The 25674-nt window shown below is 62.6% G+C and carries 21 protein-coding genes; 13 read left to right on the forward strand and 8 right to left on the reverse strand.

The window, feature by feature from the left end; all coding sequences use genetic code 11:
• Positions 1-15: 15 nt before the first annotated feature.
• The 4 genes from QMA15_RS23810 to QMA15_RS23825 all read right to left on the reverse strand — a co-directional run bounded on the left by QMA15_RS23810 (position 16) and on the right by QMA15_RS23825 (position 4017).
• Positions 16-1227, reverse strand: coding sequence for a serine hydrolase domain-containing protein (locus tag QMA15_RS23810; protein ID WP_084324845.1), 1212 nt, complete (start codon positions 1225-1227; stop codon positions 16-18).
• Positions 1228-1336: 109 nt separating this feature from the next.
• Positions 1337-1837, reverse strand: a complete 501-nt coding sequence (locus QMA15_RS23815; RefSeq protein WP_019745223.1) for a DUF6764 family protein — start codon at positions 1835-1837, stop codon at positions 1337-1339.
• A 93-nt stretch (positions 1838-1930) separates the two neighbouring features.
• Positions 1931-2971 (reverse strand): non-homologous end-joining DNA ligase, encoded by a 1041-nt coding sequence (gene ligD / locus QMA15_RS23820; protein ID WP_020909052.1) that lies wholly within the window; start codon positions 2969-2971, stop codon positions 1931-1933.
• Entirely contained in the window at positions 2971-4017 is a 1047-nt protein-coding gene (locus QMA15_RS23825) for an ATP-dependent DNA ligase (RefSeq protein ID WP_019745225.1), read from the reverse strand. The genes ligD and QMA15_RS23825 overlap by 1 nt, the downstream gene beginning before the upstream one ends.
• 109 nt (positions 4018-4126) lie before the next feature.
• Between QMA15_RS23825 and QMA15_RS23830 the strand changes: the two genes are divergently transcribed.
• The gene (locus QMA15_RS23830) at positions 4127-4744 is read left to right on the forward strand and encodes a hypothetical protein (protein WP_019745226.1); all 618 of its coding nucleotides are present in this window, start codon (positions 4127-4129) and stop codon (positions 4742-4744) included.
• Between the two features lie 104 nt (positions 4745-4848).
• On the opposite strand, the gene QMA15_RS23835 is transcribed toward QMA15_RS23830, so the two are convergent.
• Positions 4849-6000, reverse strand: coding sequence for a magnesium and cobalt transport protein CorA (locus QMA15_RS23835; RefSeq protein ID WP_007731382.1), 1152 nt, complete (start codon positions 5998-6000; stop codon positions 4849-4851).
• A gap of 302 nt (positions 6001-6302) precedes the next feature.
• The gene (locus QMA15_RS23840; protein ID WP_020970727.1) at positions 6303-6920 is read right to left on the reverse strand and encodes a TetR/AcrR family transcriptional regulator; all 618 of its coding nucleotides are present in this window, start codon (positions 6918-6920) and stop codon (positions 6303-6305) included.
• A 100-nt stretch (positions 6921-7020) separates the two neighbouring features.
• Here QMA15_RS23840 and QMA15_RS23845 point away from each other — a divergent pair, with 100 nt between their 5' ends.
• The 12 genes from QMA15_RS23845 to QMA15_RS23900 all read left to right on the forward strand — a co-directional run bounded on the left by QMA15_RS23845 (position 7021) and on the right by QMA15_RS23900 (position 24154).
• Positions 7021-7935: an SDR family NAD(P)-dependent oxidoreductase gene (locus QMA15_RS23845; RefSeq protein ID WP_113682525.1), complete on the forward strand. Its 915-nt coding sequence runs from the start codon at positions 7021-7023 to the stop codon at positions 7933-7935.
• A gap of 49 nt (positions 7936-7984) precedes the next feature.
• Positions 7985-9586 carry a helix-turn-helix domain-containing protein gene (locus tag QMA15_RS23850; protein WP_041816203.1) on the forward strand — a complete coding sequence of 534 codons (1602 nt, stop codon included), beginning with the start codon at positions 7985-7987 and terminating at the stop codon, positions 9584-9586.
• Between the two features lie 144 nt (positions 9587-9730).
• Positions 9731-11335: an ABC transporter substrate-binding protein gene (locus tag QMA15_RS23855; protein ID WP_290286895.1), complete on the forward strand. Its 1605-nt coding sequence runs from the start codon at positions 9731-9733 to the stop codon at positions 11333-11335.
• A 227-nt stretch (positions 11336-11562) separates the two neighbouring features.
• Positions 11563-13164 carry an ABC transporter substrate-binding protein gene (locus tag QMA15_RS23860; RefSeq protein WP_019745231.1) on the forward strand — a complete coding sequence of 534 codons (1602 nt, stop codon included), beginning with the start codon at positions 11563-11565 and terminating at the stop codon, positions 13162-13164.
• A gap of 65 nt (positions 13165-13229) precedes the next feature.
• A complete protein-coding gene (locus tag QMA15_RS23865) occupies positions 13230-14243 on the forward strand; it encodes an ABC transporter permease (protein WP_019745232.1) in 1014 nt (337 codons plus the stop codon).
• Between the two features lies 1 nt (position 14244).
• Entirely contained in the window at positions 14245-16125 is a 1881-nt protein-coding gene (locus tag QMA15_RS23870; protein ID WP_020909058.1) for a dipeptide/oligopeptide/nickel ABC transporter permease/ATP-binding protein, read from the forward strand.
• Entirely contained in the window at positions 16122-16913 is a 792-nt protein-coding gene (locus QMA15_RS23875) for an ATP-binding cassette domain-containing protein (RefSeq protein ID WP_003940215.1), read from the forward strand. Before QMA15_RS23870 ends, QMA15_RS23875 begins: the two co-directional genes overlap by 4 nt.
• Complete coding sequence (locus tag QMA15_RS23880) at positions 16910-20269, forward strand: serine hydrolase (RefSeq protein ID WP_290286899.1); 3360 nt, start codon at positions 16910-16912, stop codon at positions 20267-20269. Before QMA15_RS23875 ends, QMA15_RS23880 begins: the two co-directional genes overlap by 4 nt.
• On the forward strand, positions 20266-21429 hold the full coding sequence (locus QMA15_RS23885; RefSeq protein ID WP_290286901.1) for a M20/M25/M40 family metallo-hydrolase: 1164 nt from the start codon (positions 20266-20268) through the stop codon (positions 21427-21429). The genes QMA15_RS23880 and QMA15_RS23885 overlap by 4 nt, the downstream gene beginning before the upstream one ends.
• Positions 21407-22228, forward strand: a complete 822-nt coding sequence (locus tag QMA15_RS23890; RefSeq protein WP_029256203.1) for a GNAT family N-acetyltransferase — start codon at positions 21407-21409, stop codon at positions 22226-22228. Before QMA15_RS23885 ends, QMA15_RS23890 begins: the two co-directional genes overlap by 23 nt.
• The gene (gene menC / locus QMA15_RS23895; protein WP_019745236.1) at positions 22218-23351 is read left to right on the forward strand and encodes an o-succinylbenzoate synthase; all 1134 of its coding nucleotides are present in this window, start codon (positions 22218-22220) and stop codon (positions 23349-23351) included. Before QMA15_RS23890 ends, menC begins: the two co-directional genes overlap by 11 nt.
• 122 nt (positions 23352-23473) lie before the next feature.
• Positions 23474-24154, forward strand: coding sequence for a 3'-5' exonuclease (locus QMA15_RS23900; RefSeq protein WP_290286905.1), 681 nt, complete (start codon positions 23474-23476; stop codon positions 24152-24154).
• Positions 24155-24156: 2 nt separating this feature from the next.
• Here the strand turns inward: QMA15_RS23900 and QMA15_RS23905 are convergent, their stop codons facing one another.
• The gene (locus tag QMA15_RS23905) at positions 24157-25125 is read right to left on the reverse strand and encodes a TIGR00341 family protein (protein ID WP_019745238.1); all 969 of its coding nucleotides are present in this window, start codon (positions 25123-25125) and stop codon (positions 24157-24159) included.
• 13 nt (positions 25126-25138) lie between these two features.
• The gene (locus QMA15_RS23910) at positions 25139-25594 is read right to left on the reverse strand and encodes a DUF6069 family protein (protein ID WP_019745239.1); all 456 of its coding nucleotides are present in this window, start codon (positions 25592-25594) and stop codon (positions 25139-25141) included.
• Positions 25595-25674: the final 80 nt, after the last annotated feature.

Genomic DNA, 25674 nt, shown 5'->3' on the forward strand with positions numbered 1-25674 from the left:
GGCATTCCCTTCGTGTCAGATTCGACGAACCAACTCCTGCGCCTCGGCGCCGAGCCTCGCAAGGCGAAGATCACCGAGAGCTGTCACAGCACTACCCAACCTGTTGGTGGTGAAACCGAGCGAGAGTCCGCTGGACAGGTCCGCATACGCGCCTGAACCGCCGACTCCGTAGTGGCCTATCGCATTCCGCGGCTGCCGCCGCGCGGCAATGATCGGCGGGTGGTAACCGAGAGTCCAGTTGGGCCGCACCGCCAGCACGTAATCCCGATCGCGAGTCTGGATGGTCGACATCTGGTCGATGGTCGATTCCTTCAGGAACCGCTTCCCGTCGATCACGCCGCCGTTCGCGATGGCGCCGTACATCTTCGCGAGAGCACGCGCGCTGAACACTCCGTTCCAGCCCGGCATGACGGCGTCGTGGACAGCCGGGTTGCGCACCATGACGTCGAAACCGTCCGGCATCGCGGCCTCCGCGAGTCCGCGAGTCGGACCGACGTGTGAGAGCACGGTAGACGCGAAGGCCCAGTTCAAGCCGGCAGGGTTGATATGTGGGAACAGCTTCGCGATCCGTGGACGCTCGGTTTCGGGTACGCGGTACCAGAACTCGTCGACGCCGAGGGGCTTCGCTACCTCAGCTTGTACGACGTCGATGAACGGCTGACCGGACACCCTGGCCACAAGTTCGGCTACCAACCAGCCGTAGGTCACAGCGTGATAGCCGGGGCCTCGAAGCCGACGCGGATCCGGCTTCTCGGCAGCCAGGGCGGCAACGACCGCGTCGTAGTCCATCAGGTCGAGGGGATGCGGCATGAGCCCGCGAACGCGGTGAAGGCCCGCGCGATGTGACATCAGTTCCCGGACGGTGATCTTGTCCTTGCCGGCCGCTGCGAATTCGGGCCAGTACTGAGCAACCGGAGAGTCGTAGTCGATCAGCCCGCGTTCGGCCAGTCGGTGAACGACGGTGCTGGCCACGCCCTTGCCGGTCGAGAAGGAAAGCGACACCGTGTCGTGGTCCCAGCGCCTGTCGCGGTCGGCATTGCCGGCCCAGATGTCGAGAACTTTCTCGCCGCCCAGGTACACGACCAGCGCGCCGCCGCCTTGTTGCGGTTGGCGATACATCGCGAAGAAGCGGTCGGCCAAGGGAAGGAATCGCCGGTCCACATACAGCTCGGTGCGCGACGGCACCTCCACCCGGGCGAGCGAACCCCGTCGTGCATTGGGAGCCATCGCGTCCTCCGATCCCCGCTGATTCAAGTTGTCCGGTCACCGGATCGGTGGCAGGAGCTTGACACCATTGTGACCACTGTCACGCAAGAGGCTCAGGACCGGGGTGCACTCACGGGGTGACCCACGTCGAAGTGCCGTCGCTGACACATCCCTGACCTGTGGCAAGGTTGAAAACAAGGGTGGGACCACCCGAGCAGATCGCCCCGACGTCCGCGTCACCCACCGCCGCTCTGCCGCCAGGTCCGCTGAGCACCACGGCAAAGGGTGAGGAGTCTGTGCGACCGAGTGCGAGCGAACCCGGGCCGTACGCAACGGCGGCAAGCAGCCCACCGCGCGACTCCGCTGCAGCAACGCCGCCGAAGAGTCCGACGCCCGCCGACCGGCCACCGTCTCGCGAATCGGCGACGCCGACGCCATCGCCCTCCACGTGTGAAATCGCGTAACTGGAGGGATCTGCCACCGCTCGGCATGCGGATGACCCGTCGACGATCGTCTGATCTTGGCCGCGCGCCGAACAATCCAACGTCGCGGCCGACGCTGTTCCGCTACCGAGTGACAATCCGAAGGCGGCAAGAATCACGCCACCCGCCGCTAAGCCTGCTGCTCGCATTTTCCGGCGATCCATATCCAACCCCCACAGTGCATTCGACGTGACCGTACATTCGACGTCTAATCGAATTACCCGATATGTCCGCCTCTGACGCTACCCGTCTTTGTTCTTCCGATCGCGGTCCTTGCTCGGTTGAACACGTTTGGGTTCACCGGGCATTTTGGGATAGTTCGGCGGGTACGGCAGATCGCCAAGTCCCGCCGCCAGATCCTTCTCCCACATCTCCAACAGAACGTCGAGGGCAAAGGCCTTGTCGTGCATCGCTTCCATCGGATCACCACGATCGGCGAGCAAGCCGGGAACCGTGGCGATGGTGCAGTCGTCTGGATGCACGTCGCGCAGTTCGTCCCAGGTCACCGGCGTGGACACAGTTGCGATCGGCGTCTTACGAGCGGAATACGCCGCCGCGATCGTCCGGTCACGGGCATTCTGATTGAAGTCGATGAAGATCCGTTCACCCCGCTCTTCCTTCCACCACGCGGTTGTGGCGCGATCGGCACTACGACGTTCGACTTCACGGGCGAGGGCGATACCCGCGTGGCGGACCTCGACAAAATCCCAGCGCGCCTCGAGCGGGATGTAGACGTGAAGGCCTCGGCCACCGGACGTCTTGGGAAATCCTTCCAATCCCAACTCGGCGAGCAGAGGGTGAAGGACCTCGTCCGCGATGGCAACGGCCTCGTCGAACCCGGTCCCCGGTTGCGGATCGAGATCGATGCGGAGTTCGTCCGGGTGGTCGGTGTCCGGGCACCGCACGGCCCAGGGATGAAACGTGACAGTCCCGAGATTGGCGGCCCACACGATGTTCGCAGCGCTTCGCACTCGAAGGACGTCAGCCTTGCGACCCGACGGGAACGTGACCTCGCAGGATTCGACGTGCTCGGGCCGCTTTGCCGGCAGCCGCTTCTGGTAAACCTCTTCGCCCTCGATGCCGTCGGGGAATCGCTGAAGATGCGTTGGCCGATCTTGGAGCGCCCGCAACGCTGCACCCTGCAGCGCCACCGCTCGGTAGTACTGGACAAGATGCCGTTTGGTTCCGCCGTCCTCACCCAACTGCGGATAGTAGATCTTGTCCGGGCTCGACAACCGGACCGCGATCCCGTCGACGTCCAGTTCCTCTGCGGGACTCGCCATCACTTACCACCTGCAAGAACATCCGCGAAGTCGTATCGCACCGGAACCTCCAACTGATCGAAAGTGCATTCGTCGGGCACCCTGTCCGGACGCCAGCGCAGGAACCGCGCGGCGTGCCGAAAGCGTTCCCCTTCCATCTGGTCGTACGCCACTTCCAGCACCCGCTCAGGACGAAGCGGAATCCAGGAGCGGTCTGCGGCCGATCTCCACCGGCTGGCCTCTCCCTCGGCCACAACGTCGTCCCCGAGGCGCAAAGGTTCGAGTTCGGCCAACAACTCGATCCGCCGCGCCGCGGTGAAAGCCGAAGCGCCACCGATCATCTTCAATTCGGAACCGTCGAACAGACCCAGAAGCATCGACCCGATACCCGGCTGGCTCTTGTGTGGACGGTAGCCCAGCAGTACGACATCCGCGGTCCTGGCGTGTTTCACCTTGATCATCTCGCGTTTATTCGGCAGGTACGGTCCCGCCAGCTTCTTGGCGACAACCCCGTCGAGGCCCGCGCCTTCGAAGGTTTCGAACCAGGCCATTGCTTCGGCGCTGTCGGCCGTCGCTGCCGTGACGTGGCAACTCGGCCCGCCACCGACGCAATCGAGGAGCAGCGCACGTCGCACACCGAAGTCCTCGATCGAGACGTCGCGATCCCCGAGCGCCAGTAAATCGAACCCGACAAATTGCGCGGGCGTCTGTTCCGACAACAATGCGACGCGGCTCGCGGCGGGGTGAATCCGCTCGGAGAGCGCTTCCCAACTCAGGCGCGTCACACCGTCGATCTCACGGGGAACCACCAGTTCTCCGTCCACCACACATTTTTCGGGCAATTCAGACTTGACGGCTTCCACCGCCTCGGGAAAGTACCGCGCCAAGTCCTTTCCTCCTCGCGATCCGAGCACCACTTCGTCACCGTCACGAAAGATGATTGCTCGAAATCCGTCCCATTTCGGCTCGTACGACCACGTCGGGTCACCGGACTCGGGCTGAGGCGGCACAGTGGCCGCAGCCTTCGCGAGCATCGGGGCAAGCGGCGGCATCAGGGGTAGCTCCACCTACCCATACTGACAGTCCGGTTGGCAATTCGACTACCGATGTATTGGAATAGGTCCCGAACAATCTACGAACCAACAGAATTATCCAAGAATCAACAAAGGGGTCCTTATGTCCGGAATCGTCCGGCGACTTTGCACTGCGGTGATCGCAACTTCTGCAATCGCCGCCTTCACCGTCGGTTGCGGTTCCGACATCGAGCCGAAAGCCATTGCGGAATCATCTTCCTCGGTTGCCGATTCGACCACTACCTCCGCAGCCCCGACCACCTCGAAGATCACCGGCCAGGAGGGTTCGGACGACGGCGGCGACGTCGACATCGACGTGTCGATCGGTGATTGCGTCAAGCTCGGCGGTACCACGACGGCCGCGGAAATCGACAACGCGGACTGCGGTAGCAAGGATTCCAACTACAAGGTGGTCGCCAAGGTTCCCACCTCTGATCAGTGTGCCTCCGATGTCGACTCGTACTACTACGAGACCCTCGCGGGTGACGAGCAGGGCGCTGTCTGTCTCGACGTCGACTGGGTAGTCGGCGGATGCATGGACCTCGGCAGCGGAATGGACGAGCCCGCCCGCATCGAATGCTCGGATACCAGCGGCACCAATGTAGTCGAGGTCGTCGAAATCCTGCAGAACTCCACTTCGATCGACGAATGCGGTTCGGGGGCAGACTCGGGATTCGAGCACCCGGAACGTAAGTTCACGGTCTGCGTCGCAACGCTCTGATTCGAGCGCCCTCCCGAAAACACCTGTGCGCCTTGTCAACCGATCTCGGCTGGCAAGGCGCACAGGTGTTTTCTACAGCCGGCGCTTTCTACAACCGGCGCTTTCTACAACCAGCCCCGACGTTTGAAGATCGTGTAGAGACTTCCACACGTCAAGAACATCATCGAGAGCGCAAACGGATAGCCCAAGTGCCAGTGCAGTTCCGGCATGTCGTCGAAGTTCATTCCGTACACGGTTCCGATAAGCGTCGGCGCGAAGAGAATTGCCGCCCAAGCCGAGACCTTCTTGATCTCCTCGTTCTGCGCGTAGCTCGCCTGCGTCAGATTGCGCATCTCCTCGTTCTGGTTCTGCGACACCAGAGTTGCGTTCACCGTGAGGATGTTTCCGAGCAACTGACGAAAGCCGTCGGCCCGCTCCACCACAGTCGTCGCATGGTCGGTGACGTCGCGGAGGTAACGCTGGAGTTCCTCGTCCGTGTGGTACTTGTCGAACCCCGCCGACAACCCACGCAGCATTCCCAGCAGCGGACGCGTCGCCCGCTGGAATTCGATCACCTCACGGGTCAGTTCGTAGATGCGACGCGAAACTCCGGGATCGCCACTGAACACTTCGGTTTCGATCTCGTCGATGTCGTTCTGCAGGCCGGCCACCACCGGGGCGTACCCGTCGACGACTGCGTCGAGAATGGCGTAGAGAACAGCCTCGGTACCCAACCGCAACAGGTCAGGATCGTTCTCCATGCGAGTCCGCACCGCCGAGAGATCCGGCGATTCGCTGTGACGGACGGTCAGAATGAAGTTCGGACCACAGAAGATGTGCAACTCGCCGAATTCGACCCGCTCGGTCTCGTCGCGGTACCGCGCAGCACGCAGGACCACGAACAGTGTCTTGCCGTAGCGCTCGAGCTTGGGGCGCTGGTGCGCGACAATCGCATCCTCGACAGCCAGTTCGTGGAGGTCGAAATGTTGTGCAGCGGCATACAACTGGGCGTCGTCGGGCCGGTACATGCCGATCCACGCCATCGACTGCGAATCCGGAAGGCATGACAGTGCTTCCGCCAGCGTGGACGGCGACGCTATCCGCTCGCCGTCGCGGTACACGCCACTGTTGACGACGGTCGATTCGACGGGCGCCACCGCCTCGGGCGGGGCAGCCTTGACGACGGTGCGTGCGGCACGCGAGTGCCCGGGATGTGAGTCACCGAGACCCGCGGAACGACGTGGCAGTACCGACCGTGAACGACGAAATTCGCGCATGCTGAACAGCTTTCGAGGGAAGAGTGAACGACGACGCTTGCTTCACAGCAAAGCCGAAGCCGATGAACACACGATGAAGCTGCAGCAAAATACCGGAACAACCCGGGCGGCTACAGCTTCAGTTGGTACTCGGAGGTTGGCCACGCATTACAGCCACACCTCCTCTTCCCTGAATTCCTACGCAAGTCCGCGCACGACGCCAACATGCTACCCCGACTGTCAGAGCGGGACAAACCGAACGACAAGCCGCAGGACAGCACGAACCGGTCGGAGGAAATCCGCTCGACGAATGCAGCTTTCAGTCAGTTCGCAGCGCGCAATCCGCCGATCAAGAGTTCGACGATCTGGTCCGCCAACGACTCCGTCTCCGCCAAAGTCTGCCCTTCACGCCTTCGGTACCAGAGGTCGATGCCGTTGAGACTGCTGAGGAGTACTTTTGCCGCCATTCGCGGCGAGCTCGCACGAATGGAACCATCCGCGACACCTTCGGTCATCACGTCGACGAACAGATTCTCGTAGTCGAGTCGCAGCGAATTCAGTTCCACGAGGACTTGCTGTTGCCTCGGCTTGAGCGCGGAGTTCATCTGGCCCCGGACACCTTGGTGGATCGTGTGGTGGTACCCGAGATGTGTCATGAGATTGACCAGGTGGGCGTGCGACATCGCTTCGAGACGCGCGAGGCCGCTGTCTGCCCCGTCGATCCGAGACTCGACCTCCGCGCGGAGCAGGCTCATCCCGCGCTCGTAGATTGCCAGGTAGATGTCGAACTTCGAACGAAAGTGGTAGTAGACAAGACCTTTGGTGGCCCCGATTCGATCGGCCAGCAAATCCATGGTCGTGGCCGCGTAACCGTCTTCGGCAAAGGCGTCGGCGGCGCTGGTGATGATCGCGGATCGCACGTCCGGAAGATCACTACTCATTCGACTTCCACTCCCATTCGCACTGCCTGCCGGCCCTTGACTGTTTCCACGCTATCGCATAGTAATACTGAGTAGTATCCCAGATCAGAGAGGTTTTCCAATGTCGTTGGATTTTTCCGGCAAGGTAGCGATCATCACAGGCGCAGGCGGCGGACTCGGCCGTTCGCATGCATTGGCCCTCGCCGCACGCGGCGCACGCGTCGTCGTCAACGACATGGGTGGCTCGGTCAACGGCAGTGGCGGCGCTGATACCGCAGCAGCCAAGGTAGTGGCGGAAATCGTCGAGTTGGGTGGCGAGGCCATCGCGGACCACTGCGACATCACCGACGTCGACGCCGTTGCCGCCATGGTCGCGACGGCCGTGGACAAGTGGGGCCGCGTGGACATCCTGATCAACAACGCCGGAATCCTGCGCGACAAGTCCTTCATCAAGGCCGAGCTCGACGACTTCCGCAAAGTCATCGACGTGCATCTGATCGGTTCCGTCATCTGTTCCAAGGCAGTCTGGCCGCACATGGTCGAACAGAACTACGGACGCATCCTCATGACCACGTCGGCGTCGGGAATTTACGGCAACTTCGGCCAGGCAAATTACGGCGCCGCGAAGTCCGGCGTCGTCGGCCTGATGAACGTTCTCGCTATCGAGGGCGAACGCAAGGGCATCCGCGTCAACTCGCTGGCCCCGACCGCCGCGACCCGCATGACCGAAGACCTCCTCGACGAGAAGACTCTCGCTCTGCTTGCGCCCGAATCGATTTCACCCGGCGCACTGTTCATGGTCTCCGATGACGCACCGACCAAGACCATCCTCAGCGCCGGTGCCGGTGTCTTCGCGATCGCTCGCATGGAAGAGTCGCAGGGTGTGTACATCCCCGAAGGCGCACTCTCCCCTGAGGTCGTCGCCGAACGGTGGTCCGAGATCAGTGACATGACCAATTCCGTCCAGGTGCCCGCGGCGTTCGATCAGACCCGCCGGTTCGTCGAGAAAGCTGTAGCCGAGCAGCCTGCCAACTGAGCAGGGCAACCAGCCGACTGATCGATCCTGCTCCCCCTAAGGTGTGGTGGTGACCACACCAACGGGAGTTTCGATCGTCGACATCGTCGACAGACTGGGAATGACGTTCCTCAGCGGAGGCGACACCGTCGACGACGCCCGCACTGTCAGCCGAGTGACCCTGCACGAAGGGTCCGGAGTTACGCAAGGCAGCGCGGGCGCCGTCGTGCTCGGCGCAGGACTGGCCGATTCGGCCGACATTGCCACTGCAGTAAAAGAATACGGTTCGGCCGGAGCCGTCGCGCTGATCGTCAGGGAGCCATTGGCCGTCGACGAAAGCGTCGCACGGGCGGTCGCCGAAGCCGATATCGCACTACTTGGAATGGTCAAGGATGCAAGCTGGCTGCAAAGTGCGTCGCTGATCAACGAGATCCTCGAATCCGGCAACAACGGGGACCGCACGTCCGCCGCCGACGCCGACCTGTTCGATCTTGCCAACTCGATCGCTCAGGTATTGAACGGCCCGGTCACCATCGAGAATCAGTCGAGCCGGATCCTCGCGTTTTCGGCGGATCAAGCCTTCGGTGACGAGGCACGTAAGCAGAGCGTCCTCGGACATCAAGTGCCGCAGCACTATTCCGACCGGCTCAGGTCGATGGGGTACTTCAACAAGATCTACGGCTCTACCCTGCCGGTATTTCTACCGGGTATCGGGCCGGGCATCAGGCCCCGGGTCGGCATGCGAATACATGCGGCATCCCAGATCCTCGGTTCGATCTGGGTGATCTTGGACGAGGAGCCGAACGAATTGCAGGTCAAAACGCTCGTCGAGGCGGCGGGCGTAGCCGCGATGAGCTTGCTTCGCGCCAAGCTGGCCGCCGATTCCGCACGACGGCTGAGGTTGGGCGAGGTGATCACGCTACTGAGCGGCGGCACTTCGGCCAAGGAAGCGGCCGAGCGACTGGGCTACGGCCGCTCGAAAGCAAACGTACTTGCGGCCGGCTTCCGTAGCGGCGCCGGCGCATCGTTGGAGGCCGAAGCCGACGTCGATCAACTGGCCCTGACACTCAATACCTATCTCGACCAAGTATTTCCGTTGTCGGTGGCGGCAGCGATCGGCGGCACCGTCTACGCCGTCATCCCACACACCCGGCACCAGACCGACGACGACTACGTGCGTCGGATCGCGTCGGAGTTTGCAGACCGTTCCCGTTCGGAAAAGTCGGTGGTCATCGGAATCGGTGCGACAGTGGCCGACGTGATGACGCTGGAGAAGTCACGCGACGAAGCCGACCGAGCGCTTCGCGTTCTGAGGTCGACGTGGAATTCCTCGGGCCGGACCGTCGCGCGCGCCGACGACGTGCAGATCAATTCCCTACTTCTGCGCCTCTCCGACGCCCTGGCGGACGAGAACGAGACCGCGTCGGGTCCGCTCGCGGTACTGCGTGAGTACGACCGCACTCACGACATCAACCTCGTGGACACCCTTCGAGCCTGGCTCGACACGTTCGGCGACATTCCGGCGGCTGCGTCGTTGGTTCACATCCACGTCAACACGTTTCGATACCGCCTCAAGAAGCTTGCCGGGATTGCCGGAATCGATCTTGATGATCCGGAAACTCGATTCAGCCTGATGCTCCAGCTTCGTCTCTTCTATCCGACAGCGTTGTAGCGATCTACCAAGTCTCACGAAACATTCGTAAATCCGGACGATGTTCTCCTCCTTTTGTTGGGTGAGGATTCAAGCAATCGTTTATTGCTCCTGACCCGACAGACCTCGCGTCACTCGGGCCGGACTACATCTTCCGGAGGCACCATGAAACAACGGTCCTACGCACTGCTGGCTGCGGCAACTGGCACCGTTCTTGCCCTGACCGCGTGCTCATCGGGTGGCTCGTCGGGTTCGGGTTCGGGTGGGAGTGAACCCGTCACGGACGGCACCTTCAAATTGGCTCTCGTGGCCGACCCCGGCGCTCTGAATCCGCTGATGACGGCCGCATCGCCGGCGCACCAGCTGGCGCGTCTGAGCTACGACTATCTGCTCCACCCGGATCCCGATACCGGTGTCACCAAGCCATGGCTCGCCGAGAAATGGGAAGAGACAACCACTTCCGCGTCCTTCACCATTCGCGACGGCGTCACCTGTACCGACGGATCCGCTCTGACTGCCCAGACTGTCGCCGACAACGTCAATTTCATCACCAACGCAGCAAACAAATCTGCTCTCCGCGGGGTGTACGCACCGGCAACTGCGAGCGCCACCGCCGACCCGGCGACACGGACAGTGACGGTCACGACTCCGGAGCCCTCTCCGTTCCTGCTTCTCAACCTGGCGCGAATACCGATCATGTGCGAGGCCGGGTTGAAGGATCCGACGGCGGCAAACAAGACGACCTTCGGGTCGGGCATGTTCCAGATGACAGAGGCAGTCGCGAACGATCATTACTCCTACGTTCGGCGCGACGGCTACAACTGGGGACCGGACGGCACCACCTCGGATACGGCCGGAGTACCCAAGAATGTCGTCGCGTCCATCATCACGAACAACAGCACAGCGGCCAACCAGGTGTTGTCCGGTGATCTGAATGCCGCAGCAGTTTCGGGCCCCGACCAGGATCGCATGAACGCCGCGAACCTGGATACCGTCAAGCAGCCCGCTCCGGCGGGCGAGATGTTCTTCAACCACAGTCCCGGCAATCCGACGAGCGATCCTGCCGTCCGCAAGGCTCTGGTCCAGGCTCTCAATCTCGACGACCTCGCCGAGATCTTCACGGCCGGTCGCGGAACCAGATCGACCACGATGGTGTCCATCGAACCGCGGGCCTGCATCTACGACTCTGTCGCCGGAAACCTGCCGGAATTCGACACCAGTGCAGCCGCAGCAACTCTCGAGTCTGCGGGCTGGAAGGTCGGCGCGGACGGTAAGCGCAGCAAGGACGGCACACCGCTCCGAATTCGGATGGTCTACGAGACGTTCGGTGACGCGACCGATGCTGCCGCCGACGTCGCGGTCAACGCGTGGAACGACCTGGGCGCCACCATTGAACTCACCAGCGGCGACTCGAACAAGATTCTCGATGTAGCACTCAGCGGCAAGGACAACACGGCGTGGGATGTTGTGTGGGAGCCGATCAACGTCGCGCTGCCCAGCATGCTGGTCCCCTTCCTCTCCGGTCCTGTGCCCGCTGCGGGAATGAATTTTGCGTCGATCTCCAACCCTGCCTACGACGCAGCCGTCACCAAGGCTTCCGGGCTGACGGGCGAGGACGCTTGTGCCGCTTGGGCAGACGCCGAGTCCGAGATCATCAAAGCAAACTCGGCGGTACCTTTTGCCGACAAGATCACGACTCTCTACTTCAACAATGCGGGTCTTGCATTCGGCCGCAATTTCATCGGTTCGGCCCTGCGCCTGTACCAGTAGACCGCCGGTAGCGACCGGGGAAATCGTCGTGTTTCGCCGGTCGCTGTCGGTATACGGACAGGTATTCACCGATCCAGGCGGTTTTCGTGGGAGCGGACGAAAATCGACCCGATTTTCGTGAGGATCGACAGAGATGCGCGTCACGTCATGCGCCAAGATTTAGCAGTCAACACTCAATCGCGCCCTCACGTTTTTCGCTCGGGCCCCAGCTCCATCCCGGAGGCACCATGAAACACCGCTCCTATCCAACACTTGCGGCAGCCGCAGGGCTCACGCTTGTGTTGTCTGCTTGTGGCTCGGGAGGCACGTCCTCGGGCGCCAGTGGCGGTGAACCGGCCACGGACGGGACCTTCCGTTTCGCCCTGCAGGCCGATCCGGGCGCACTCAACCCGATCATGTCGGCCTCTCAGGCAACCGCCGAGTTGTCTCGTTTGGCCTACGACTACCTGATCTACCAGGATCCCGATACCAGCGAAGTCGGACCGTGGTTGGCGGAGAAGTGGGAGGAGACTCCGACCTCGGCGTCCTTCACCATCCGTGACGGGGTGACCTGTACCGACGGATCGACGCTGACTTCCCAGACCGTCGCGGACAACATCAACTTCGTCGCCAATCCGGACAACGGTTCACAGTTGCGCGGGTCCTCCGTTCCGACCGGTGCCACAGCAACCGCCGATCCGGCAGCGCGCACCGTCACGGTGACCACTGCGGCGCCGAGTCCGTTCCTGCTTCTCAACGTCGGTCGACTGCCGATCCTGTGCGAGGCCGGGCTGAAAGATCCGACAGCATCGAACAAGAAGTCGCTCGGCACCGGCATGTTCGAAGTCACCGAAGTCGCCGCCAACGACCACTACACGTTCCAGCGACGTGATGGCTACAACTGGGGCCCCGACGGCACCGCTTCCGATACCCCCGGCGTCCCCAAGACGGTCATCGCCGCCATGGCACCGAACGTGAGCACCGCCGCAAATCAGCTTCTCTCGGGTGAACTCAATGCAGCTCCGATCGCCGGGCCGGACAAGGACCGCGTCGCGGCAGCCAATCTGGACTCGGTTGGCCGGCCGGTGCCCGCAGGCCAGATGTACTTCAACCAGATCGCCAGCAACCCCACCAGTGATCCGGCAGTGCGCAAGGCGCTGATCCAAGCGGTCAATCTCGACGACCTCACTCAGGTCATCACCGCCGGAAACGGGGTCCGGGCAACCAGTCTCGTCGCCGTCGAACCGCGCGCCTGTGTCTACGACTCTGTCGCAGGCAACATTCCGGACTTCGACCTCACAGCTGCAAAGGCAACACTGGACGGCGCTGGTTGGACTGCCGGCGCTGACGGCAAGCGAAGCAAGGATGGCAAGCCGCTCAATCTCCGCCTCGTGTACGACGGCACCGACGATCCGCGCAACGCGGCGGCAGAACTTGCTCAGTCGGCGTGGTCCGAACTCGGCGCAAACGTCGAGGTGACCGGGGGTGACTCGAACAAGATCATCGACGTCATTCTGAGCGGCAAGGACAACTCTGCCTGGGACATCGCCTGGGTCCAGATCAACTCCTCGCTGCCCAGCACGTTCACCGCGTACTTTGCCGGGCCGGTTCCCGCAGCAGGCAAGAATTTCGGATCGGTCAGCAACCCCGCCTACGAAGCAGCAGCCACCAAGGCTTCCGGTCTGACCGGTAGCGACGCTTGTGACGCTTGGGCCGACGCCGAGTCGGAGCTCACCAAGACGATCGCGGCCGTGCCCTTCGCAGATTCCGTCATGAACGTGTACTTCAACAAGGCCGGACTCTCATTCGGTAAGACGCTCACCGGTTCTGCGTTGCGTCTCTACCAGTAAGTCGTTTTCCCGCTCAGCATCTCTTCCCGCCCTGCATCTGTTCCCGCCCTCCGGAAAGACAGCCCATGAGTCAAACTATTGAAGCCGCGAAACCAGAAGCGGCGCCTCAGGCTCGAGCAAAGTGGCTCGAGTCCGACAGCTGGCCCGCATATCTTCTGCGTCGTTTCGGCACCTTCGTGATTTCACTCTGGGCGCTGGTGACTGCGGCGTTCCTGATGCTCCAACTGATTCCGGGCGACCCGGTTCGGTTGGCTCTGGGAATGAACGCACCGGTCGAACTGGTCGAGACAACGAGGTCTCAGCTCGGTTACGACCTTCCCTTGTGGCAGCAGTACTTCCGATTCGTCGGCGGGTTGCTGAGCGGGAATCCCGGTGACTCGATCACCTTGAGGACTCCGGTCTTCGAGGTGATCGCGTCCCGCCTACCGGCAACACTCGAACTGGCTGTACTCACAGTGGTCACGGTGCTGCTACTGGGCATTCCGATCGGCCTCATCTTCGCTGCACTGACCCGCAACGGTCGACGACGCGGAGTCGAGATCGGTTACACCGCAACGTCGGGCACCATCGCCGTGATCCCCGAGTTCATGTTCGGTACGGCGCTGGTCTACCTCTTTGCCGTCACGTTCCCTGTTCTGCCCGTCGCCGGCCGAGGTGGACCGGAAAGCTACATCCTCCCGGTCGCGGCCATGTCGATCGGTGCCATCGCCTCGATGTCGCGCATCGTCCGTGCAGAGGCACTCGGCGTGTTGGACATGGACTACATCCGTACGGCGCGCGCCAAGCGAATGCCCGTGGCACGAATCTACTTCCGTCATGCAATGCCCAACCTCATGACGTCGACGCTGACGCTCGCCGGACTCCTCCTGGGCGGTCTGATTGCCGGCACCGTGCTCATCGAGAGCATCTTCGCCTGGCCCGGCATGGGCATGGCGCTGGTCAAGTCCATCACCGAGAAGGACTACCCGCTCGCCCAGACACTGGTCGTGATCTACGGCGCCATCGTCCTTCTCATCAATTTCATCGTCGACGTGGTGCTCGCTCTCATCGACCCACGATCCACAATTCGGGAGAACTGAGTTGAGCACCTCACCTACGGCCCCCACTGCGGCCCCCAAGACGCCCCCGCGACGACACTGGATCGTCGGAACGTTCCGCACCCCATTGGGAATCCTGGCCCTCACCTTCCTGACCGCTCTGATCGCCCTCGTCATCTTCGGACCGATGATCTGGGGTGACGCCGCTGTCGCAGCCAACCCGAAGGCACTCTCTCAGGGACCGAGTTCCGAGCACATCTTCGGCACCGACGCCGGCGGGCGTGACGTCTTCGCCCGCACGATGACCGCCGCGAGACTGTCGGTGCTCATGGCTCTCGGAGCCGTCGCACTCGGTGTCACAATTGGCCTGATACTCGGTACGCTCCCGACGCTCGCACCCCGCTGGGTCGGACGCATGGTCGTGGCATTCCTCAACTTCGCCATCGCATTCCCCGGTCTCCTTCTGGCCATCTTCCTGTTGGTCGTTCTCGGACAGGGTGCGGGCAGCGCGGTGATCGCCATCGGCCTCGCCCTGGCCTCGCCGTTCGCGAGGTTGACGTACGCACTGGCTTCGTCGGTCAACGGACGCGACTTCATCGACGCAGCACGCATCCTCGGGGTCACCAAGCCGGGGCTGCTGTTCCGCCACATTCTCCCCAATATCCGTGAACCACTCATCGTCAATGCCAGCATCGCTGTCGGCAGCGGCCTGGTGGTCTTCGCCGGACTCTCGTTCCTCGGCTTGGGCATTCAGCCACCTGCATTCGACTGGGGCCGGATGCTCAACGAAGGTCTGTCGAAGATCTTCGTCAACCCGGCCACCGCACTTGCCCCCGGCATCGCCGTCGTGCTCGCCGGCTTGACCTTCACGCTGCTCGGCGAGGCCATTGCTCGCGGCGCGGGAGTTCGCAGCCCGATCAGCAGTCGCCTGCCGAAGTGGAAGCCGATCAACCGGAAAACTGCTCAGGCCGATTCGGCGCCCAGCGACGAGGACGCAGTTCTCACCGTCCGCAACATGTCCGTCGCAGTCCCCGCGGGTGACGACTGGCGTCGCCCCGTCGACAACATCAGTTTTACAGTTCATCGCGGCGAAACCGTGGGCATCGTCGGTGAATCCGGCTCCGGAAAGTCACTGAGTTGCATGGCAATCGCGCAGCTGACCGACCACCCCACCGTGGTCGACGCCGGGCTCATCGAGTTCGACGGCACCGTGCTGATGAAGGACGGGAAGCGGCCGGACAACGCGGCTTCGCGCAAGGTTGCCCGCCAACTCGGCACACGTATGGCGATGGTGTTCCAGGATCCGATGTCGTCCATGAATCCGTCTCTCAAGGTCGGATACCAGGTCGCCGAGATCGGTTGGCTCCACGAAGGTATGAGCAAGGTCGACGCGAAGAAGGCGGCAGTCGAGCGACTGAACGCCGTCAAGATCCCCGACGCGCCCAGGCGTGCGAAGCAGTACCCCCACGAGTTCTCCGGCGGTATGCGTCAGCGCGCGATGATCGCCATGGGTCTGATGGGCAAGCCCGCTCTGATCATCGCGGACGAACCCACCACTGCGCTCGATGTGACCGTTCAGCGTGAGGTTCTCGGGTTGCTCCACGAGGTTCGCGAAGAAACCGGCGCCGCAATCCTTCTCATCTCGCACGATATGGCCGTCATCACCGGCATGTGCACCCGTGTCCTGGTCATGTTTGCCGGCGAAATCGTCGAAGACATCGCAGTCGACGATCTGATCGCCGGTCGTGCAAAGCATCCGTACACCCGCGCGCTGATCGCCGCGGTCCCCACCATGAGCACCGATCGCGACAAGCCGCTTGCCACCGTCGACGAAGCCTGGCAGGTGGAGAGCCTCGACGCCGAGGAGAGCACCGCCGACATCGAGTTGGAAGAACTGTTGGCTGTTGCAGAGGAGATCCGATGAGCAGGCTCGAATTCCGTGACGTCAACGTCCACCTCGGTAGCGGTTCGAAAAAATTCCACGCCGTCAAGAACATCAATCTCGACATCCCCTCCGGATCGGTGGTCGGTCTCGTCGGTGAATCGGGTTCCGGAAAGTCGACACTGGCGCGAGCAACTGTCGGCTTGGCCGAGCCCAGTTCCGGCCAGATCCTTCTCGACGGTGTGGACGTCGCTCACGCCCGCGGCGCGACCGCTCGTCTGCGCCACCGGATCCAAATGGTCTTCCAAGATCCGTACTCGTGCCTCGACCCGCGAATGACCATCGGCCAGTCACTCGCCGAGGCGCTGCGGTCCACCGAGCGTCGTGACAAAGCTCGCCGCAGCCGCGGCGACCGCGCCGCCGAGGTGGCTCGACTCCTCACCACCGTCCAACTGCCGGTGGAGAAGGCGCACGAATACCCGTCGTCGTTGTCTGGTGGTCAGCGCCAACGCGTTGCCCTCGCGCGGGCTTTGGCAGCCGCACCGGCAGTTCTGCTTGCCGACGAAATCACCTCCGCACTGGACGTGTCCGTGCAGGGCGCGGTTCTGAATCTGTTGGTGGATCTGCAGAAGCAGCTAGGTCTGACGGTTCTGTTCGTCAGTCACAACCTGGCGGTGATCCGCTATGTCTGTGACCACGTCGCAGTCATGCTCGGCGGCGAGATCGTCGAACACGGGCCGGTTCTCGACGTGATCGATTCGCCCAAGGAGCCGTACACGGCAAAGCTGTTGTCCGCGATCCCGACCTTCGGGGAGCCGATGTTCCAATGACAACGCCGACCACTCTCGACTCCCCCGCTGCCGTAGCCCGTGCCGAAGAACGTCGTTCGGCGAGAATCCAGGATTACGCGTCCGTGGTCACACCGACCAGCATTGCCGTATCGGCGTCGGGACGCATTGCATACGTACGTACCGAAGCGAATCCGGCCGCGGATACCAACGAGCACTCGATCTGGTTGGCTTCCCCGCAACTACAGCTCACCGCGGGACCTGCCGACACCTCGCCGGCATGGCATCCCGTTTCCACGCTGTTGGTCTTCGTTCGGCCGGATTCCTCGGGCACACCGCAACTGTGGAAGGTCGACGCCACCGGCGGGCCCGCCGTTCAGATGACCACCACGGCGCAGCTCCCGCTCGGCGCTGGGGCACCAGTGTTCTCTCCCGACGGTGCTCGAATCGCCTTCAGTGCCCCGGTCGACCGCACTGCCGCCGGATCGTCACACCTCTTGGTGGCGAAACGCCTCAACTACAAGGTCGACGGATCCGGTGTACGGGGCAGCGTTCGGGCGCACTTGTTCGAGTTCGATCTGGCCGCCAGCTCGCTTCGGCAACTGACGGACGGCGATTGGGACGCTTCGCATCCCGCGTACAGTCCCGACGGCACCGAACTTGCTTTCACCGCGGCGATGGACGGCAATGCCGATCTGACACGGGCGAGCTCCGCGTGGACCGTATCGCTGACTGATCTCGCCTCGGCTCCGCGGATGCTGGGGCACGCACGCGGCATCGCCGGACCACTTACGTGGACACCTGCCGGCGACGCCGTCGTAGCAGTCGGTTGGCACACGCCGATCATTCACAACAACGAACTTCTTGTCCTGCACCGCGACCAGCGAGTGGAAGACCGCAGTCTGACATCCGCACTCGACCGAAACGTCATGCCTGGCGGGACCGGTTATCCCGGTGGCGCACCGTGTTTCACCGCCGACGGCGACATCGTCTTCTGCATCCGCAACCACGGCTCCACCGAACTGCACAAGGTCGATTTCGGATCAGGCTCCGTCTCACCACTTCTCACCGGAGAACAGACAGTGGTCTTCGGTCTTGCCCTGACGTCCGAGAAGGCCGTCGTCGCGCTTGCAACGGCGACGTCCTTCGGTGAGGTCGCCGTCATCGACCTCGAGACTCGTGCAGTCGAAACCGTCACCGAATTGAACACGGAACTGACAACTTCCGTCGCGTTTCCAGTCGCCTCCGAGCGTTGGTTCGACATCAGCGACGGCACCCGTGTTCAGGGTTGGATCTTGCGCGACCCGAACGTCACGGGCGCCGGTCCGCTGGTTCTGGACGTCCACGGCGGACCACACAATGCCTGGACCGGTACACCCACCCCGATGCACGCGTACCACGCGGAACTGGTCGCGCTCGGATACACGGTCTTGATGATCAATCCGCGGGGAAGCGACGGCTACGGCAACGAGTTCCTCGACGGTGTGCGTGACGGTTGGGGTGAGGCGGATCGCGCAGACCTGCTCGAGCCGGTCGAAACCCTTGTCGCCGAAGGGATGGCCGATCCGAAGCAACTGGTGCTCACGGGCTACAGCTACGGCGGATTCATGACGTGCGCCCTGACGTCCGTCACCGATCGGTTTGCCGTCGCAGTCGCTGGCGGCCTTGTCTGCGACATCGCGAACACGGCGGGCCCCTCGGACGAGGGCATCTTGCTGCAGACGGTCGAATTCGACCCGCAGTCATCTCGGGTACAGGAACTTTCGCCGCTGGGGCGAGTCTCCCAGGTGACGACACCGACACTGATACTTCACGGCGGTAGCGACGTCCGCTGCCCGGTCAACCAGGCAGAACAGTGGTTCGGTGGACTGCGTTTGACCGGCACCCCGACCGAACTGGTGGTCTTCCCGGACGCGTCGCATGCCTTTGTGTTGACTGGTCGGCCCTCCCACCGTCTGGATTACAGCACCCGTCTCGTCGACTGGATCGAACGTCATCTCTCGCCTACGCCGGCACTGACCACGGTCGATCCCGACTACTGGCAGTACCGACTCGACACCCTGAGCGCGAAGTACGGGGTACCCGGTGCTTCGCTCGGAATTCTGACCACTACCCGCAGCGGTTTCGACCGCACCGTGGTGACGTCCGGTGTCGTCAGTACCCGCACCGGTGTCGCGGCCACTCCCGACACGTTGTTCCAGATGGGTTCGATCAGCAAGGTCTGGACGGCCACGCTGATCATGCAACTCGTCGAAGAAGGATTACTGGACCTCGACTCGCCTGTCCGGAATGTTCTGCCGGACTTCGCAGTTGCCGACGCGGTAGCCACCGAAACAGTCACCACTCGCCACCTGTTGACTCACACCAGTGGCATCGACGGTGACGTCTTCATCGACGGCGGACGCGGCGACGACTGCGTCGAGCGATACGTCGCAGCCCTGACATCGACGGTGCAGCTCTTCGCACCCGGTACCGATTGGTCGTACTGCAACACCGGCTTCGTCATCGCCGGACGAATCATCGAGGTTCTCCGAGGCAAGAGTTGGGACGCGGTTCTGCGTGAGCGGATCATCGAGCCTCTCGGCCTGACCAAGACCACGACCTTGCCCGAGGAGACGGCACTGCACCGCGCTGCGGTCGGGCATGTCGGCGGTGCCGACAATCTCGCGCAGACACCACAATTCCTCATCCCTCGCTCGATGGGCCCCGCCGGTCTCATCAACAGCACCGCCGAGGACCTTCTTCTGTTCGCGCAGGATTCGATGCGCGAGGATCCGATTCTGCTTCAGCGGTCCACCCATCTGGCGATGCTCGAGGAGCGCCGCCAGATCGGAGAGGTGTCATCTGCAGACATCATGGGAACCACGTGGCTGCTGCACAATTGGGACGGGGTGCTGGCGCATGGTCACAACGGTGGAACCCTCGGACAGCAGTCCTTCTTGCGGGTGGTCCCGTCCTGCGGCATTGCGGTAGTCCTGATGGCCAACGGCGGTGCGATGGACGCTCTCTCGGGCGACCTTCTCGCCGAGGTGATCGGTTCCATCGGCGGCGTCGCCGTGACACCGGCATTTTCGCCTGGAGACCCCGCCACCCGCACCACGTCCTCACCTGAGGAACTCGATGCGCTGTGCGGTCTGTACCGCGATGCTGCTGCCGATTTCGTCCTGGAAAGAACCGGGAGTTCCTTGACCGCCCGCCGCACTGACCACATCGACCCTTCGGTCAACGCCGAAAGCGCAGAGTCCGTCTCTCTCAGCCTGATCGAAGTTCAGCCTGGAGTATTCGCGACCCAACTACCTCAATCAGCGGGTTGGATCCGGATCACTTTCTCCGACACCGGGAGTACACAATTGCTACACGTCGGAAGCCGCGCGTATCCGCGAGTGAACAACCGATGACCATTCTCCGCGATCTGGCCGAGCGCCAACTTCCTCAGATCCTCGAGGACGCCATCGCGCTCATCGAAGTCGAGTCGCCGTCGCACGATCTCGAAGCTGTTGCCCGCAGCGCGAAGTGGACGTCAGACCTTGTCCACGAACGACTCGGAGTGACACCGGAGTCGATAGTGACGGAAGGCCGAACCCATCTGGTGACCCGTTTCGGCAGCTCACCGACGCGGCTGATGCTGCTCGGTCACCACGACACCGTGTGGCCGATCGGAACCCTGACGCGCCTACCCGCAGCGGTCACCGACGGCGCACTTCGAGGTCCGGGTGGCCTCGACATGAAACTTGGTGTCGTTCAGGCAATCCACGCCCTCGCCATCGTCCGAGAGTTGCACGGCGACGATGCACTCGACGGAATCACACTCCTGGTCACCGGTGACGAAGAAATCGGTTCGCCCACGTCGCGGTCACTGATCGAGAAACTCGCGGCGGGCGCGGTACTGGTTCTCGAGGCCGGCGGTGACGGCGGCGAACTGAAGACTGTCCGCAAGGGAGTGTCGCTGTATCGGATCCATGTTGCCGGTCGCGCCGCGCACGCCGGGCTGGAGCCGGAAAAGGGCATCAATGCTGCAGTAGAACTGGCTCGTCTCGTGATCGCGGTCAACGACTTGTCCTCGCCTGCGCAGGCAACCACCGTCACCCCGACTGTCATTTCGGCCGGAACCACCACCAACACCGTTCCGGCAGAAGCCTTTGTCGATGTGGACGTGCGCGCAACCAGCGCTGCCGAGCAGGAACGGGTCGATGCGAATATCCGAGCCCTGCAGGCAATCCACCCCGAAGCCGTAGTCACGGTCTCGGGTGGCGTCAACCGTCCACCTCTCGAAGCGACGATGTCCGCACCGTTGCTGGCGTTGGCGGAACGTGTTGCGCTCGAGCATGATCTGAATCCTCCCGTCGGGCTCGCCGTAGGCGGAGCCTCGGACGGAAACTTCACTGCCGGTATCGGTATCCCCACCCTCGACGGCCTCGGTGGCGTCGGCGGCGGTGCACACGCCGAGACCGAGCATGCGCTCGTGTCCGCTATCGCCCCGAGGACGGCGTTGGTTGCGGGCCTTATTCGTTCGATCACGTCTGAAGGGGGCCCTCGTGTCGAAAAGCAAAGCGGTTGAGTTTCGAGAGCTGGTCGACAATCGCGAAATAGCCGATCTATCTGCCGTTTTCGATGAGATCTGGGCTACCAGTCCCGGACCGGCTCATTTCGGCACGGCGATGTTGGTTGCGCTTCATCACGGTGGTCACTACGTGGTGGGAGCCTTTTCCGAAGGCGAAATGATCGGTGGTTGTGTCGGATTCTTCGTCGAGCCTCTCGGCGAGGTTCTGCACTCACACATCGCCGGAGTACTACCGGGACACGCAGGCAAGGGAATCGGCCGCGCCCTCAAGCATCATCAGCGAGACTGGTGCATCGAGCGCGGTGTCAGGACGATCCGGTGGACCTTCGATCCACTGGTCGCACGAAATGCATATTTCAACATTCAGCGTCTCGGTGCCGCACCGACCGAATACAACCCGGATTTCTACGGTTCGATGGCAGACGGCATCAACGCAGGCGACGCCAGCGATCGTATGCTCGTCAGTTGGGATCTCGACGTCGATGGATCTCCGAGTTCTGCTGTGGCCGTGAATGATACATTCAAGGTGCTTCAACCCACCGAGGACGGTACGCCTCGAATGCTCCCGATCCCGCCCGACTGCATCGATATCGCAGTCGGAATACCCCGAGACATAGAGCATCTGAGAACAGTCGACCGCGCCTCTGCCTTTGCCTGGCGACACGCGCTTCGCGAGTACCTCGAACCACTGATCGCCTCGAAGGAATGGCAATCGACCGGCTTCGACCCCAGCGGCTATTACACGTTCACGAAAATCTGCGAGACAACCGGAGAAGAGCAAGTCCATGCACATTGAGTCCGTCGAATTGCGCGAACTGCGCATCCCTCTCGTCTCCCCCTTCACCACGTCATTCAGCACCCAGCTCGAGCGCAACACCCTCGTCCTGAAGGTGAGCGGTACCACCGACGGCCCCAACGGTCCGGTGGAGACTGTCGGCTGGGGCGAGTGCGGCTCGCTCAGCGATCCGTACTACAACTCCGAATACACAGCTGGTGCACGGGCGATGCTTCGCGAGTATCTCGTTCCGACGCTACGTAAGTCGCAGTCGGATCAACCGCTCACCGCCGAGACGGTCGGCAGCGTACTTCACCACATCGTGGGTCACCAGATGTCCAAGTCGGCTATCGAAATGGCAATTCTCGATGCTGAATTGCGCGCTCGTGGACAGTCTTTCGCTCGGTACCTCGGTGCCACTCGCACGCGAGTTCCCTCGGGAGTGTCCGTCGGCATCCAGGACAGCATCCCTCAGCTGCTCGAGACCGTCGGCAACTATCTGTCGCAGGGGTACGTGCGAATCAAGCTGAAGATCAAGCCGGGCTGGGACATCGCTCCCGTGGCTGCGGTGCGCAAGGAGTTCGGCTACGACGTTCCTCTGCAGGTCGACGCAAATGCCGCGTACACCCTCGTCGACGCGCAGTTGCTCCGTCGCCTGGACGAATTCGCACTGCTCCTCATCGAACAGCCGCTGGCCGAGGACGATTTGGTGCAGCACGCCAAGCTCGCCCAGTCCCTCTCGACTCCGATCTGCCTCGACGAGTCGGTCGAGTCGGCCAAGGATGCGGCGGATGCCATCACGCTCGGTGCCGCTTCGGTCATCAACATCAAGCCGAGCCGTGTCGGTGGATATCTGGAAGCCAAGCGCATCCACGATCTCGCCTCGGCACACGGTATCGCGGTGTGGTGCGGCGGAATGCTCGAGACCGGAATCGGCCGCGCCGCCAACGCGGCCCTCGCGGCGCTGGACGGGTTCACGCTGCCCGGCGACATCTCGGCGTCCGATCGCTTCTACAAGGAAGACATCACCGAACCGTTTGTCATCGAGGACGGCCACATCGCCGTGCCGCAGGGACCGGGCTTCGGTGTGACTCCACGTGAAGACGTCATGGATCGCTTCACGGTCGGAACCGAGACTCTGTAGGTCCACACAGTCACGCAGCAGCCACCTCCACCTTCACCCGGCGGAGGTGGCTGTTCGTCGTTTCTGTCGGTAGGGAGGTGCATAGTGATTCGGACATGACGTTCTGCACCGAAAGGCCCCCGATGAGTAGCTGGTCCGATCGCCCGATCTGCGCGTTCGACCTCGAAACCACGGGGCGGGATCCGTCGAATGCTCGCATCGTCAGTGCCTGCGTCGCGGTCATCGACGGTTCGGATGTCGAAACACGCACGTGGTTACTCGATCCCGGCGTCGATATCCCCGCCGACGCTTCGGCTATTCACGGAATCAGCACCGAGTACGCGGCGCGGCACGGCCAGAACTACGCCGAGGGCTACGAAGAGATTCGCGATGCTCTGCACAATTCCTGGGCGCGCGATCACGCCGTCGTGGCGTTCAATGCCTCCTATGATCTGACGGTCATGCATGCCGAGGGTCTGCGCATCGGCAAGCCCGCATTCGTTCCCGGGTTGGTGATTGATCCGTACGTGATCGATCGGGCGATGGATACGTTCCGCAAGGGCAAGCGAACGCTTGCGGCTGTGTGCGAGCACTACGGAATTTCATTGGAGTCGGCGCACGAAGCCGAGGCCGATGCCAAAGCGGCGGCGGCGTTGGCCCGCGAGTTGGCCGTGCGGTTCCCCGACCTCCTGGGGCTCGACCTCATGGTCGATCAAGCCGATTGGCACGCCGAGCGCCAGCGTGATTTCGCCGAGTACCTACTCAGCCAGGGCCGGGATGTGGGAGACGTCAACGGTCAGTGGCCGATTCGCGTTATCGCCTGACCTCACCCCGCCGCGATCCTCGTCCCGACGGTATGGACGATCTGCACGTCCGGGTTCCACGGAATCAGCGCGTCGATCGACGCCTCCAGTTCATCCAGTGGGGGAAGGGTTTCCGGGCCGAGCACGTCTATGGTGGCGGTGCTGCCCTGCCAGGTGACATCGGTGACCTCGGCTCCCGGAGTGTCTGCGAGCCACTGTTGCGCCGCGCTCCCGATCTGCCTCGCCCACAACGACGACAGGGAGTTGCCGACCATCGGAATCGCGACGACGATCAACAGAGCGGCAAGCACGAGGTATGCCCGCCGCCGCGACGTCTTCAAGATCCCGGCGTCGCGCGCGTACCCAGCTGCGACGAACACGCCTGTCGCAGTGATGATCATGGCAACCACGTTCGATGTGAACAGTACAAACGCGCCCACAGCCAAACTCGGTGACCCCGAGCCGAGACAGACACCTACCACCGCCAACGGTGGGACAAGCGAAATTGCAATGGCGACACCGGGAAGTACGTCGCCGACATCTTTGCGCGCGATCGCGATGGCCCCGACCAAACCGGTCGCAAGTGCCGCCGTCAAGTCCATCAACGTCGGCGAAGTACGCCCAAGCACTTGGGAATTGGTCAGCACGTTGGAGGGATTCGGCAATACCTGAGCGAACGCGACACCCAATACGACGACGAGGCAGATACCACCGACCACATAGACCAGGCTCCGCCCGACCAAAGCGCCTTGGCCAGTTGTGATACCCAGCCCGACCCCGAGAATCGGCGTCGACAAGGGAGCGACGATCATCGCCCCGATGACGGTTGCCGTGGAATCGCCCACGACACCGGCCACGGCGATCACGGCAGACAGCGTCAGCATCACCCAGAAGGCGGATCGCTTCGAATCTCGGTCCCCCACCGAAAAATTGAGCTTTTCGTCGAGCTCCGCCAATGTGCGCCGTTGTGCTTGCGGAACCACCCCGTTCACGGTCGATACTCCGTCACACGCCGATACGGCGAGTGGTCTGCGCTGACCCTGCGACCCCAGTGAGCAACGAGACGATCGCGATGCCGACGACGAAGTAGATTGCGGCGCTGGCGACTCGCGATGCGGTAGTCGCTGCGATCGTGAACGGCCACAGCGCGGTGGCGATCGTTGCGAGGATTCCGATCCACGCGAAGAAGTTCGACGCACGTGGCGTCGACACCATCAACGCATGCAGAAGTGCGGTAGCGACCAGCGCTGCGATCGCGGCGCTGAGAGCAAGCGAGCCGGCTTGGGAATTCCCCGGCATCCGCTCCGGTGTGATGACCGGAGTGTCGAGGATTCCCCGCACGATCAGTAGTCCGACGACCGCGGCCAGGGCCGCGACGAGCGCAGTTGCGGCCCCGCCCGCCCACAGTCGTTTTGCATTGACGGCGGGAGTCGCCGGACTGTCTGGTTGGAACTGGCTCATCGAGAGACTCCTTCACCGATACCGGATAGGGCTGTCCTTCCGAACTGTATGCGTTTCGGGACGGCCCACATTCACCCTCG

This window comes from Rhodococcus sp. APC 3903, from assembly GCF_030407755.1.
In the GTDB taxonomy this organism is placed as follows: domain Bacteria; phylum Actinomycetota; class Actinomycetes; order Mycobacteriales; family Mycobacteriaceae; genus Rhodococcus_F; species Rhodococcus_F erythropolis.